A 13,094-nucleotide genomic window follows, 5' to 3' on the forward strand; every position below is an offset into this window, starting at 1 on the left:
ATTAAACAGAAAGCGCTTAAAAAACAATTACTTAGACAAAAACTTTTCTATGTAATAAATAAGACAACGCACTCCAAAACCTGAAGCATATTTAGGATAGGGATCTTCATCCTTTTCACGATACGCGGTACCAGCGATGTCTAAATGAGCCCAAGCTACCGGCTGATCTTCAAGAAAACGTCTTAAGAAAAGAGCCGCAGTAATAGCCCCAGCACGGTTACTACCGATATTCTTCATATCAGCAATATCGGACTGCAAAGCTTTGTCATACTTTTCAACCAGTGGTAATCGCCATAAAGCTTCGCCAGTTTCTGCGGAAGCCTCGGAAAGATCCTGAGCTAATACATCATTATTAGAGAAGAAACCAGCAACACTCTCTCCCAAGGAGACAACCATTGCCCCTGTTAAAGTGGCAAAATCAATAATTCTTGTAGGCTTACAATATTTTAAAGCATAAGTTATTGCGTCTGCGAGTATTAGACGACCTTCGGCATCTGTACTTCCAATCTCTACAGATAATCCCGACATCCCTATATAGACATCTCCCATCTTATAGGAAGCACCGTCTATAGCATTTTCTGTAGCTGGGATAATCGCGGTCACATTCACAGGAAGTTCTAATGCGGCTACCCCAGAAAGAATTCCTAATGCTGTAGCAGCTCCTGCCATGTCTTCCTTCATGGTCAGCATAGCCTTGCCAGGTTTAAGGTCTAAACCACCAGAATCAAAAGTCACTCCTTTTCCGATAAGAACGGTATGATCTTTTGATTTTGGCTTACCTTGATAACTTAAAACAATAAAACAGGGGTCGACAGCTGATCCCTTGGCAACAGCTGCCAATAGCCCCATTTTCTCTTTAAGAATCGCATCTTTATTTAAAATCTTAGCGTCAACGCTTGGGAATTCCTTAGCCAATCCTTTTGCAATATTTGCCAATTTCTGAGGAGTCACCTCATCAGCATTACCATTCACGAGATCACGCGTCAAGTAAACGCCCTCAAAGATACTCTCTTCTTTTCTAAAGATTCTATCGGCAATCTTAGGGACTATTCCCAACACAGTGACCTTAGTCAATAAAGGCTCAGAACTTTGGCATTCCTTAGTATACTTAGGATAATTGTAATTTAAAGACAGAATTCCCGAAGTTAGATTAGATAAGAAATCCTCCGCAGAAATGCGCAACTCGGAAATTACAGGAAGCACGATATTTACTGTTGTACATTTTGCCTTACGCAATATACGAGTTGCTTTAGCATAAGCCTCTAAAACATCTTGAGAAGACAGCTCTTCGTTTTTTCCTAGTCCAAGAAGTAAAATACGCTTTTCCTTTCCCTGACCGTAGCTATAGATAAGCTCAGCCTCCCCAGTTTTCCCTGCAAAGTTTTCCAGAGCAACTTGATAAAGAGGTTCGTATTCTTCTACGATTGAAGCTGCACACCTAACCTTATCTTGAACCTGCCAAAAAGGAAGAACAATCGCATCAGCTTTAACACGTTTGCAACAAGACGCTTGAGAATGAAATAGAACCACGATTACCTCTTTATAAAAATCATTACTTTCGTTAGCCGTTAAAAAGGAACATCTTCAGACACGTATTGCTGACCTTGACCATAGCCGGCATACATATCCTTATCTGCTATAGCTTCAACATCTAAACTTTCTCCTTCAAATCCTACAGACACATTATCGTAAGATGTTTGAGAAGAGTGATCCTCAGATGATGGTGAACGAGTTTCGTTCCTGCTAAAAGGACTAAATTTAATTGTATCGACACTTATTACCAAAGAAGATTGAGGCGTTCCGTCCTTGCTCATGTAGCTCTCTACAGAGATATCCCCAGCAACAATTACTCCTGATCCTTTTTTTAAATAAGGGAGCATTTTGTCATAACGGTTATGCCACACATTACACTTGCACCATACAGTTTCGTCTTTGGTTCCCACACGAGATTTTACGCCTAAACGTAACACTACCACGCGCTTACCTTTTGAAGTCATTCTTTCTTCGGGATCTGCTCCCAAGTAACCGATAAAATAACCAAACATCATAAAATCACCTATTGAATTTCCCCTAGACCCCACGCTTCCTTACTTCTGCGAGCAGAGGACTTGTTGTCATTTTAATATTACGGAAATCTGCTACCCTAATAAAGGCCAAAACCTAAAGTTATTGAAATCAGATTTCATTCAGAAGCCTTTTTATAAAGCTCCTCTAAACACCTCAAAGATACAATAAAAGACGCCCATACACACACCAAGAATGTACTGAGAAAATCACGCTACGCGCAATCTTATCAATAGATTCAAACTTCCCCCTGGAGTTCGTTCAAAAAGTTCTTCTTTGAGTTCCATCAATATGGGAAAACACAAACATAAAGTACTTCTTTTAATACCTAGTTGGGTATAGCCTATAACCTAAACATCAATATTAAAATCTTGGTCAGCTTGTCTTAGAAGCTAATATCACGAGACCATGTGTTATACATCCGCCACGTAATATCGTCAATATGCGTCATTGGAAAACCAGAAAAAGAACGGATAAAAATCCTTAGAAAACTACAAATGAATAAGGACATCCATTTATGATTTACATCACAAAATTGTTCTAAGCGGGGAAAATACTTAGAGTATACTGATTGCGCTCTCTATTTATAGAAAGATAAATAATTATTGTTTAGAACAAGGAGCGTCTTTGCCGTGTAGAAAAAGACGTGTGACGCGCCCTGGATCAAGCTACGCCCGAATTCCTGTAGGAGGAGGTTGCATTCCACCACCACCAGATTGAGGCATTTGAGGCATAGTATCTACAGAAGGTTCTCTGCCAGCACAAATATCAGCACAGACAGTTCGCCATTTCACCACAGTTTCAATAAACAACTGAGCAAAAGCTTTTAAGAGATTTGTTTCAGCATATTTCATATCTAAAACACAGTGCATCAAAATGAGCTGTTCTTTTGTAGCAACTCCAACGCCGCCCCCAGCCATTTGTCCGCCAAGCATAGAACCTTCTAAAAGCTTTTCGTAGAGAGCTAACTTTCTTTGGGTATTATCTGGCAACCCATCTAACAAAGGTGCGTAAACATACAAACGATCAGAATGTTCTTCGTAAGTGAGGTGAAGGGAAAATTCGCCATCCACAAACAAAATGCATGTATTGTTCTGATCAAAAGCCACGTCGGGAAGCTTTAATTCCCTAGCAAAATTTTTTAGATTTTCCTCAGCATTTTGCCTGGACATGAGGGAATCTCCTTGTGATAATTGTTATTTTCTTTAAGTTAACACATTGTAGATTTGTTAGTAAACGATTTCAAAGACTTAAAATCAAAAACTTTCTTGTTTTTCTCAACCTTTTATGCTATCGGTTTAGCGATGGGCAAAATCAGCTTTTATCCAGGTTCTCCGCTACCTTTGGGAGCAACTCAGCTTTCTTCTAGTCGTTATCGTTTTGCGCTATTTTCTTCACAAGCCACTCAAGTAGTTTTGGTTCTTGCTGACAAGAATTTTCGCATCCAAGAAATTGCATTGTCCAACAAAGAAAACCGCACAGGAGCTATTTGGCATGTAGAAGTAGAAGGGATTTCAGATCAATGGTCTTATGCTTTTCGTGTAGATGGCCCTATAAGCGAAACAACTAAGTTTGATTTTAACAAATACCTTTCCGATCCTTATGCAAAAAACCTTCGTTCTCCTCAAACTTTTGGCTCTACAAAAACTTCTGGAGACTATGCCTTTAGTTATTTAAAAAATGAAGAGTTTTCTTGGGAAGGAGATCGCTGTCTTAATTTACCTAAAGAAGAATCAATCATTTATGAAATGCATGTGCGTTCATTTACTTGGAATAATTCTTCAAAAGTGCGTTATCCGGGAACTTTCTTAGGAATCATTGAAAAAATAGATTATCTGAAAAAACTTGGAATTACCGCTATAGAGCTTCTCCCTATTTTCGAATTCGATGAAACATCTCATCCTTTTCCAAGGGCCGATTACCCATATCTTTGCAATTATTGGGGATATTCTTCTGTAAACTTTTTTTCTCCCTGTCGACGTTATGCCTACGGTTCAGATCCCTGCGCCCCAATCAGAGAATTTAAAACTCTAGTCAAAGCTTTACATCAAGAAGGCATTGAGATAATACTTGATGTTGTTTTCAATCATACTGGAGAAAACACCACCTGTCCCCTACCATGGATAGATCTTCCCTCTTACTACATGATAAATTCTCAAGGGGAGCTAGCTAACTATTCAGGATGCGGCAATACAGTGAATACCAATCACACGCCTACAACACAATGGATTTTGGACTCTTTACGCTACTGGGTTCAGGAAATGCACGTAGACGGTTTTCGCTTTGATCTTACTTCTATATTCTCTCGAGATCCTTTAGGGAATCCCGTTCCCTTCTCTCCTATTCTACACACCATTAGCTATGATCCCATACTTTCTGAAACAAAAATTATCGCTGAGCCTTGGGATGCCTCGGGTCTTTATCAAGTAGGATATTTCCCCACCTTAAACCCACGTTGGAGTGAGTGGAACGGACCATATCGCGATACAGTAAAGTCCTTTTTAAACGGAAATGAACATCTTATTGGATCTTTTGCCACAAGAATTTCAGGATCCCAAGATCTCTATCCCCAAGGTTCTCCGTGTAATTCAATTAACTATATTTGTAGCCATGACGGATTTACTCTGTATGATACAGTCTCCTATAACAACAAACACAACGAGGAAAATGGCGAGGATAATCACGACGGAAGCGATGCGAACTATAGTTATAATTTTGGAGAAGAAGGAGAAACACAGAATCCTAAAATCATTGAATTACGCCAACGTCAGATGCGTAATTTCTTATTAACTCTATTCCTGTCTCAAGGAATTCCTATGTTGCAATCTGGAGATGAATATGGCCATACAGCAAAAGGAAATAACAATCGTTGGGCATTAGACACCCGTGCCAATCACTTCCTTTGGGATGAACTATATAAAAATACTTCTCTTGTAAATTTTGTTCGTAGCGCTATTCGCTTTAGAAAACAGCATCAGGAAATCTTCAATCAAGGATTTCTCACCCAAGAAAATATTACTTGGCTTGATGCGAATGCGACTCCCATACAGTGGAACCCCAGCAAATTTTTAGCCTATGAACTTAAATACAAAAATTATAGTTTATTCACAGCGTTTCATGCAGGAGAAGGGTCAGTCCAGTTCACCCTACCAAAACTACGAGAGAACTTTCTTCCCTATCAAAAAATTGCGGACAGCTCTTCAGGCTTCGCATCGCAAAGCCTATCAGAAACAACCACTTTAGACTCTTATATGATGCTAGTAGCTATTAGTTATGCAAGTCACTCTAACTAATTTCATGAGTTTCTTCACTCCAGGACTCTATAACAACGAAATCAGCATCTTTATAGAATTTTTCTAGGATTTGGCGCGCGTTATACCCCTCGATAGCAAGACGATCTACATTAGCTTTAAGCAAACCATCAGCATCAATGATTAATCCTTCGGGATTATCAACGACCAATCGAGCAGTCCAATCTACAGCATCTTCAACACCATAGAATTGTCTAGTGGCTCCATAGCCCGAGTAATTATCTTCATCTCCTGTAACGTGCCAGAAGTTTTGAGGATTTTTAGCCAGAAGCCTTTCATATAAAGCTGTTCTTTCTAAAATTACACAGGCAGACAAAGCTTCTTTATCTAACTCTCTGAGGTATTTTGTAGAGAGAATAGATTTGAGATACTCTTCAACAGTCAGTTCGTTAGTTACAACAATACAATGTTTATCCGTCTTATGAATGTACAGAGCTCCCTTATATTGGAGGCCATTCACAAATAAAGATGCAGAATCATCGATGGGTTCTATTTTCAAACACTGAATCCCAGGAAAATTTTCTCCCCAGCGAACTCCACCATAAAGAGCGTGTGCTGCACAACGCAAACCTTGAGGCGATTGCTGTAACAATACATTATCACCATAGAGACGATAAGGGCCTTTAGCTTCTACCAAAGCTGTCGTACATTCTTTCAGAAGAAGAACACGAATTTTAGGTTCGGAAACAATAGGTTGAACCATAAAAGTATCAGAAACCTTAACTTCTGTGTATCCGGCCACACTCATACTGAAGGAAAGTCCTAAAAGGATGCACTTCAATATCTTCACTTTTCTTCTCCTAAAATCTGTAAGTTATCAGAACATCTTTTCAAATGATTATACGCAAGTTGAGTAACCATTCTTCCTCGAGATGTTTTCTTTAATAGGCCTTTTAAAATCAAGAAAGGTTCGTACACATCTTCTAGGGTTTTGATATCCTCTCCGACGGCCACTGATAAAGTTTTGATTCCCACAGGGCCACCCTGATAATAGTCTATTATTGTGGTGAGGAGTTTAATATCAATCTCATTTAACCCCCAATCATCTATTAATAGCATAGACAAAGCTTTTTCGGCTACGTCACTATTAATCCGATTCCCCTCACGCATCTGAGCAAAATCGCGCACCCAGCGCAAAAGGTTATTGGCTAATCTAGGTGTCCCTCTAGATCTTCGAGCAATTTCATATAACGCTGCTGCATCTGCATCAATTCCCAATAAATTAGAAGATCGTTTAAGAATAGTTGCCAGATCTTCGTCGGAATAATACGACACCCTACCAGAAAAAGAAAAACGTGCACGCAAAGGCTCGCTTAACATCCCAGAACGTGTAGTTGCTCCAACTAAACTAAACGGAGCAAGATCTACAGAAATAGAACGCGCACCGGGACCAGAGTCAATGGTAATATCAATCTTATAATCTTCCATTGCGGAATATAAATACTCTTCAGCCACTTTTCCCATACGATGAATTTCATCAATGAAGAAAACGTCCCCTTCTTGCAAACTCGTGAGCAACCCCAACAGATCAGAAGGTTTAACAAGTTGAGGTCCCGAAGCAACAACAAGCCCTTTTCCCACGGTACGAGCAACGATATGGGCTAGCGAGGTTTTACCTAGTCCGGGAGGACCAAAAAAAAGACAGTGTCCGGGAACTTCTCCTCTTTGCAAAGCGGCACTAAGAAATAATTCTAGCCGTTCTGTAAGCTGCGCCTGACCACAGAACTCCCTCAATCCTTTAGGCCTTAAAGCGATATCGAACTTTTTATCTTGATGTAAGACAGATACCTGATGTGTCATATGTTACCGCATTTTCCATAGTCTCACAAAGGATAGGAATTTCTGTCTTCTAAGAAATTTACATTCACTCGGTTATTACCATCTTTTTGAAGTAATCTTTCAGACAAGTTTTGCTTTTCTTTTTTTTGAAATTGCACAGTGTGTTTCGTTACCACAAGAAATGTCGTTATACCCAAGCGAATTCTATAGAGTCAATACAACTCATCCATGAAAAAAATGAGAATAATAAACTTAAGTAATCTAGAAAAAAACTAATTAAAAAAACTCTCTCGAAACAAAGTAAACTTATAAGACAAGAGTTAATCGTTACAGGTAATTAAAAAAATCTTAAGAAAATAAGATTTGCCTTTTTCTTATAGCATTATCTAACATCGATGTAGAATCACATTACATACAAAGTCCTTCTCTTTAGAAAGACCGGGTATTTTGCTTCAAAATTCAATAACTTTTGAATTTTTATATATTTGCATATACCGGCATAAAGATGTATTCTATTACCTTATAGAAAACTGCATTTCAAGTATGGCGAAAAATCGCAGTTTCTATAAATTCAAGATACTAAGAAAACGTTCTATAGAATCTAACGACTAAGGTTTCTAAATGAGCATTAAAGAAGATAAATGGATCCGCAAAATGGCACAAACTCATGGAATGATCGAGCCTTTTGCTGATGGTCAAGTAAATATAGACGCTGAAACGGGAGAAAAATTAATTAGCTACGGTTTGTCTAGCTATGGTTATGATCTTCGTTTGTCTCGAGAATTTAAAGTTTTTACTAACGTTTACAATTCTCTTGTTGATCCCAAACATTTTACAGAAGATACATTTATTTCGATTACTGATGACGTTTGTATCATTCCTCCGAACTCTTTTGCTCTTGCGCATAGCGTAGAGTATTTTCGCATTCCAAGAAATGTCTTAACAATGTGTATAGGAAAGTCCACATATGCACGTTGCGGGCTTATTGTTAATGTAACACCTTTTGAACCTGAGTGGGAAGGGTATGTTACCATAGAGATTTCCAATACCACTCCCTTGCCAGCAAAAATTTATGCTAACGAGGGAATTGCGCAAGTCTTATTCTTTGAAGCCGATGAGATGTGCGAAGTTTCTTATGCTGAAAGAAAAGGCAAGTACCAAAAACAGCAAGGAATTACCGTTCCTTTTGTTTAAAGTTTTACTATGCAAAAAGTTCACTGGCAGAGATTCTTAGAAGAAATCGTGGTTAATTCTTGGTGGTTAATCCTCTGCATGCTTATTAGTGGGTTTACGTATGATCGCGCTATTCATCAGCTAAAGCAAGAAGAGATGCGTTTAAAAAATCGTGTATCAGAACTTCAAGCCAAAATTCTTTGCGCTGAAGAAGAGCAGAAAGAACTTCGTTTGCACATTCAACATTGGGATAATCCTGCGGTAATTGAATCTGCTTTGATTCGTAGGCTGGGTTTAATTCCTAAGGGTTATACTAAGGTGTGTTTCTCTCCGGTTATAGAATCGAAGAGCACAGATTGAGACAAGAGCATGATTTCTACTCTACTGATCTTTTTAATCATTTGTTTCACTTTGTGTTCTGGTTTTGTTTCATTATCACAGATAGCACTTTTCTCTCTGCCTACATCTTTAATTTCTCATTATAAGCGCTCTAGGCATAAAAAACAGCAGTTAGTAGCCTCGTTACTTTCTCATCCTCACCATTTATTAATCACGCTTATCTTTCTTGATATTGGATTAAATATTGGAATACAAAACTGTGTTGCTATACTTGTTGGAGATAAGGCTTCGTGGTTAATCATTGTCGGTTTCCCTTTAGCTCTTACACTTATTCTTTGTGAAATTTTACCTAAGGCAGTAGCTTTACCTTATAACACACAAATAGCCTCTTTTGTCGCGCCTCTCATTTTAGTATTTACGAAAGTCCTTCGACCGCTACTTTACTGGGCAATTAGCGGGATTAACTATGTTGTTCAATGGATTCTTTCATCTCAGAAAACAGATATTATCCAACCTCAAGAATTGAAAGAAGTTTTACAAAGCTGTAAGGACTTCGGAGTTGTCAACCAGGAAGAAAGTCGTTTGTTGTATGGTTATTTATCGCTTAGCGACTGTAGTGTTAAAGAACGTATGAAACCCCGTCAGGACGTATTGTTCTACGACATTCAAACTCCTCTTGACAATCTCTATGATTTATTTTCTAGGCAACACTGCTCTCGAGTTCCTGTATGCAATGATAATTTACAAAATTTACTAGGAATCTGTACTGCGAAGGCTTTGCTACTTTATGGCAAACCTTTACAATCCTCAGAAGATCTTTTACCCTTATTGAATAAACCTTATTACATGCCCGAGACAATATCCGCAAAAACAGCCTTATGCCATCTTGCAGCTGAAGATGAAACTCTGGGTATGATTATTGATGAGTATGGGTCCATTGAGGGATTGATTACCCAAGAAGATCTTTTTGAAATTGTTTCTGGAGAAATCATAGATCAACGAAGTGAAAAAGTTCTTTATACAATGTCAGGGAAAGATGTTATTATTGCAGCAGGAACTTTAGAGCTAAGTGATCTTAGTGAGATTTTTAATATTAATCTTCCTACCTATACCAATAGTGCAACTTTAGGAGGATGGCTAACGGAACAAATGGAATCTATTCCAATCACAGGAACAAAGCTCATGTGGAAGAATCTTATGTTTCAAGTTTTAGATGCGGCTCCCAATCGCATACGCCGAGTCTATATAAGGAAAATGCATGACTGATTCTCCTTTCTTTTGGCTTGGGGTTAATTTTCTATGTATTGTCCTTCAGGGATTTTATTCTATGATGGAAATGGCATGCGTTTCTTTTAACCGCGTACGTCTGCAATACTATCTAACAAAAGATCATAAGAAAGCTCGCTATATTAACTTCCTTATTCGTCGTCCTTATCGTCTATTCGGAACGGTGATGCTTGGTGTGAACATAACTCTTCAAGTGGGTTCTGAATCTTCTAGGAACTGTTATAAAGCTCTAGGTTTCTCTCCAGACTATGCTCCTTTTACGCAAATCTTTCTCGTGGTCATTTTTGCCGAACTTCTGCCTTTAACAATATCTCGTAAAATTCCTGAGAGATTAGCTCTTTGGGGCGCTCCTATCTTGTATTACTCTCACTATCTCTTTTATCCCTTAATTCAGTTTATAGGCAGCCTCACAGAGGGAATTTACTACCTTTTAAAAATAAAGAAAGAAAAGCTGAACTCAACATTAAGTCGTGATGAATTCCAAAAGGCCTTAGAAACACATCATGAAGAACAAGATTTTAATGTTATTGCGACAAATATCTTTTCGTTAAGCGCAACATCTGCAGAGCAAGTATGCCAACCTTTAGATCAGGTTACGATGTTGCCTTCTACGGCAAATGTTAAAGATTTACGCCGTAAGATTAAAAGCACTGACATGGAATTTATTCCTGTCTATCATAAAGTGCGTAAAAATGTGATAGGGATAGCTCTTCCCAAGGATTTTGTGAATAAGAGTCCTGAGGATTCTCTAATTCATAATCTCCATTCTCCATGGTTCATTACAGCGAAATCTAAATTGATTCGTATACTAAAAGAATTTCGAGATAACCGCTCTAGCGTTGCTGTTGTCTTGAATTCTTCTGGAGAACCTATGGGGATCCTCAGTTTAAGCGCGATTTTTAACATCTTATTTAATACATCTAACATCGCTCAACTAAAACCGAAAACGGTTTCCGTAATAGAAAGAACATTTCCAGGAAATACCCCCCTAAAGGATCTACAAAAAGAACTGGGAATTGAGCTAACTCGTTATGGGGTAGAAACCTTAGCCCAACTAGTTTTACAGTTGCTAGATACTCCTGCGGAAATTGGGACTTCTGTAATTACTGATAACCTTCTTTTAGAGGTTAAAGAAGTGTCGTTATACGGGATTAAAAGCGTCTCCATTAAGAATCTACTTTCATAAAGTCTACCAAGCACTTTTTAAATGAGTAATTACCTTGACGATTTTTTCTAGGGCTAAATCTAAGTCTTCCTGAGTGAGTAAATGAGAGAAAGAAAATCGCAACGTAGCCGCAGCTATATCTTGATCTACTTGCATCGAGACTAAAGATTTAAAAGCTGTAGTAGCTCCAGAAGAGCACGCTGATCCATAACCACAGGCTACGCCTTCGATATCTAAAGCTATTTGCATCACCTCGCCCTCTAATGGAGGAAAAGCTATAGCAGAAACATTGTTCACACGAGGTTGATGCTCACAATGAATGCTAATATCAGAAATATGCTCCTTCAGACATTTCTCAAAATAATTACGGTAACGTAAAATTTTCTCTGAGATTTCTTCTTGTTTTTTATCTAGAAGATTAAAGATATAGTATAACGAAGCAATTCCCCATAGGTTCTCTGTTCCAGAGCGTATTCCCCCTTGCTGCCCCCCGCCTCTTAGCAAAGGAGCCACCTTCACTCCTGATGAGATAAGAAGAGCCCCTATTCCTGAAAGAGCATGAAATTTATGCCCACTAAAGGCAACCATGGTGACCCCCTTAGGAACTGCTACTTTCTCCCTACCGATAATGGCTGTTGCATCTACAATGAACTGTAAATTGTGCGCTTTGGCCACATGCGCTATCGCCTCTATATCTATTCTTGCGCCAATTTCGCTATTTACCCATCCTAAAACAATTGCTGTAGTTGCAGGAGTGACAGCAGCTTCTATTTGCTCTGGGCAGACCACACAACTTCCCTGTTTAGGATCTAAATAAGACACAGAAAGATGGGCGTTTTTTAAAGGTTCTATTATAGCGGGATGTTCGCAACTACAAGTAATGACGTGGCTTCCCTTTGGGAGACTTGCAATGGCCAGATTTAAACTTTCCGTTGCACTTGCAGTGTAAATTACCTGTCCAGAAAAAGACAGGGTCTTTTGAATTAATTCTGTGGTTTCCAGCACTAGCTTTCGGGATTTTTTCCCAGCGCTATGCACACTCGAGGGATTAGCGTAAACACCTTGGCGAAAAAGTTGCTGTAAAAATTCTAAAAGACCAGGCTCTAGAGAGGCCATGGCATTATTATCCAAATAGATCATTACAAAGTTCCTTAAATCGGATACTATTGTATTCGGACTAACACCACGGTAACGTTATCAGATCCCCCTCGACTATTTGCTAGAGAAATTAGTATATTCCCACTTTCTTCTAAAGTCGTAGTCTGAAGTAAAATATCCCGCATATCTGCATCGGAAACCATATTCGTCAGGCCATCGGAGCAAAAAACAAATAAGTCTTCCTTCTCGTAAGAAATATCCCGAATATCAGGGGTAACTTGGGGACGACTTCCCAAAACATTAGTCAGAATATGACGATAAGGATACATCTTATCCGATTGTTTAGAAAGCCCATAACGATTTTTCAACTGATTTGCTAGAGAATGATCTTCGGTCAAACAAGAGAGTTTTTCACCGCGCAAACGATAAATCCGACTATCTCCCACATGAAGTACCCAGGCTTTTTCCTGAAAAAATTGCATGAAACTCAATGTGGTTCCCATCCCCTGAAGATGCGAATCCATAAGTCCATGCTCATAAATCAAACCATTAACTTCAGAGAGTATTACCTTTAATGCCTCTCGGTATCGATCGTCCTTAAACTCTGCCAGCTGAGACTGCCTGGCATCAATAAGCTCCATTAAACTAAAAATGGCTTCATGAGAAGCAACGTCTCCTCCCGAGCATCCCCCCATGCCATCTGCGATAGCTACAGCCTTGGAGTAAAGATTGACCTGCCAAAAATCTTCATTTCTGGAGCGAACCATCCCTATATCACTTAAACCAAAATAATCAAAATCTACAGTATTTTGCATGAAAACTATAAATCACTTACGGCTACAATTAGAGACTTTCCGATACTGAACAGTTCAATCAAT

The 13,094-nt window shown here is 38.8% G+C and carries 12 protein-coding genes; 5 read left to right on the plus strand and 7 right to left on the minus strand.

The genetic code is table 11. From position 1 onward, the window contains the following. Positions 1–27: 27 nt before the first annotated feature. The 3 genes from CF_RS03020 to CF_RS03030 all read right to left on the minus strand — a co-directional run bounded on the left by CF_RS03020 (position 28) and on the right by CF_RS03030 (position 3,236). Entirely contained in the window at positions 28–1,530 is a 1,503-nt protein-coding gene (locus CF_RS03020) for a leucyl aminopeptidase (RefSeq protein ID WP_011458149.1), read from the minus strand. A gap of 38 nt (positions 1,531–1,568) precedes the next feature. Then, positions 1,569–2,048, minus strand: coding sequence for a single-stranded DNA-binding protein (locus tag CF_RS03025; RefSeq protein ID WP_148174338.1), 480 nt, complete (start codon positions 2,046–2,048; stop codon positions 1,569–1,571). Between the two features lie 684 nt (positions 2,049–2,732). Continuing rightward, positions 2,733–3,236: a type III secretion chaperone Slc1 gene (locus tag CF_RS03030; RefSeq protein WP_011458151.1), complete on the minus strand. Its 504-nt coding sequence runs from the start codon at positions 3,234–3,236 to the stop codon at positions 2,733–2,735. Positions 3,237–3,368: 132 nt separating this feature from the next. Between CF_RS03030 and CF_RS03035 the strand changes: the two genes are divergently transcribed. Beyond that, the gene (locus CF_RS03035) at positions 3,369–5,357 is read left to right on the plus strand and encodes a glycogen debranching protein (protein ID WP_011458152.1); all 1,989 of its coding nucleotides are present in this window, start codon (positions 3,369–3,371) and stop codon (positions 5,355–5,357) included. Here the strand turns inward: CF_RS03035 and CF_RS03040 are convergent. Both CF_RS03040 and ruvB read right to left on the minus strand, forming a co-directional pair. Next, the gene (locus tag CF_RS03040; protein WP_041467983.1) at positions 5,350–6,165 is read right to left on the minus strand and encodes a SpoIID/LytB domain-containing protein; all 816 of its coding nucleotides are present in this window, start codon (positions 6,163–6,165) and stop codon (positions 5,350–5,352) included. The two genes, CF_RS03035 and CF_RS03040, sit on opposite strands and share 8 nt — an antisense overlap. Beyond that, positions 6,162–7,175 carry a Holliday junction branch migration DNA helicase RuvB gene (ruvB, locus tag CF_RS03045; protein ID WP_011458154.1) on the minus strand — a complete coding sequence of 338 codons (1,014 nt, stop codon included), beginning with the start codon at positions 7,173–7,175 and terminating at the stop codon, positions 6,162–6,164. Before ruvB ends, CF_RS03040 begins: the two co-directional genes overlap by 4 nt. Positions 7,176–7,775: 600 nt before the next feature. Between ruvB and dcd the strand changes: the two genes are divergently transcribed. From dcd to CF_RS03065, 4 genes are read left to right on the plus strand one after another with little or no spacing between them, the layout of a single operon-like run. After that, positions 7,776–8,348, plus strand: a complete 573-nt coding sequence (gene dcd / locus CF_RS03050; protein ID WP_011458155.1) for a dCTP deaminase — start codon at positions 7,776–7,778, stop codon at positions 8,346–8,348. Positions 8,349–8,357: 9 nt separating this feature from the next. Next, on the plus strand, positions 8,358–8,687 hold the full coding sequence (locus tag CF_RS03055; protein ID WP_011458156.1) for a hypothetical protein: 330 nt from the start codon (positions 8,358–8,360) through the stop codon (positions 8,685–8,687). Positions 8,688–8,696: 9 nt separating this feature from the next. After that, complete coding sequence (locus CF_RS03060; protein WP_011458157.1) at positions 8,697–9,932, plus strand: hemolysin family protein; 1,236 nt, start codon at positions 8,697–8,699, stop codon at positions 9,930–9,932. Then, positions 9,925–11,139: a CNNM domain-containing protein gene (locus tag CF_RS03065; RefSeq protein ID WP_011458158.1), complete on the plus strand. Its 1,215-nt coding sequence runs from the start codon at positions 9,925–9,927 to the stop codon at positions 11,137–11,139. Before CF_RS03060 ends, CF_RS03065 begins: the two co-directional genes overlap by 8 nt. Before the next feature lie 3 nt (positions 11,140–11,142). On the opposite strand, the gene CF_RS03070 is transcribed toward CF_RS03065, so the two are convergent. After that, on the minus strand, positions 11,143–12,258 hold the full coding sequence (locus CF_RS03070) for a cysteine desulfurase family protein (protein ID WP_011458159.1): 1,116 nt from the start codon (positions 12,256–12,258) through the stop codon (positions 11,143–11,145). A gap of 23 nt (positions 12,259–12,281) precedes the next feature. Continuing rightward, positions 12,282–13,031 carry a PP2C family protein-serine/threonine phosphatase gene (locus CF_RS03075; protein WP_011458160.1) on the minus strand — a complete coding sequence of 250 codons (750 nt, stop codon included), beginning with the start codon at positions 13,029–13,031 and terminating at the stop codon, positions 12,282–12,284. Positions 13,032–13,094 lie beyond the last annotated feature (63 nt).

This window comes from Chlamydia felis Fe/C-56 (genome assembly GCF_000009945.1).
GTDB lineage: Bacteria > Chlamydiota > Chlamydiia > Chlamydiales > Chlamydiaceae > Chlamydia > Chlamydia felis.

Excerpts from the sequence above, each read along its gene's own strand:
- CF_RS03065 (WP_011458158.1), top strand. The coding sequence starts at position 9,925 with ATGACTGATTCTCCTTTCTTTTGGCTTGGGGTTAATTTTCTATGTATT.
- CF_RS03035 (WP_011458152.1), top strand. The coding sequence starts at position 3,369 with ATGGGCAAAATCAGCTTTTATCCAGGTTCTCCGCTACCTTTGGGAGCA.
- CF_RS03030 (WP_011458151.1), bottom strand. The coding sequence starts at position 3,236 with ATGTCCAGGCAAAATGCTGAGGAAAATCTAAAAAATTTTGCTAGGGAA.
- CF_RS03060 (WP_011458157.1), top strand. The coding sequence starts at position 8,697 with ATGATTTCTACTCTACTGATCTTTTTAATCATTTGTTTCACTTTGTGT.
- CF_RS03075 (WP_011458160.1), bottom strand. The coding sequence starts at position 13,031 with ATGCAAAATACTGTAGATTTTGATTATTTTGGTTTAAGTGATATAGGG.
- CF_RS03055 (WP_011458156.1), top strand. The coding sequence starts at position 8,358 with ATGCAAAAAGTTCACTGGCAGAGATTCTTAGAAGAAATCGTGGTTAAT.
- CF_RS03070 (WP_011458159.1), bottom strand. The coding sequence starts at position 12,258 with ATGATCTATTTGGATAATAATGCCATGGCCTCTCTAGAGCCTGGTCTT.
- CF_RS03025 (WP_148174338.1), bottom strand. The coding sequence starts at position 2,048 with ATGATGTTTGGTTATTTTATCGGTTACTTGGGAGCAGATCCCGAAGAA.
- dcd (WP_011458155.1), top strand. The coding sequence starts at position 7,776 with ATGAGCATTAAAGAAGATAAATGGATCCGCAAAATGGCACAAACTCAT.
- ruvB (WP_011458154.1), bottom strand. The coding sequence starts at position 7,175 with ATGACACATCAGGTATCTGTCTTACATCAAGATAAAAAGTTCGATATC.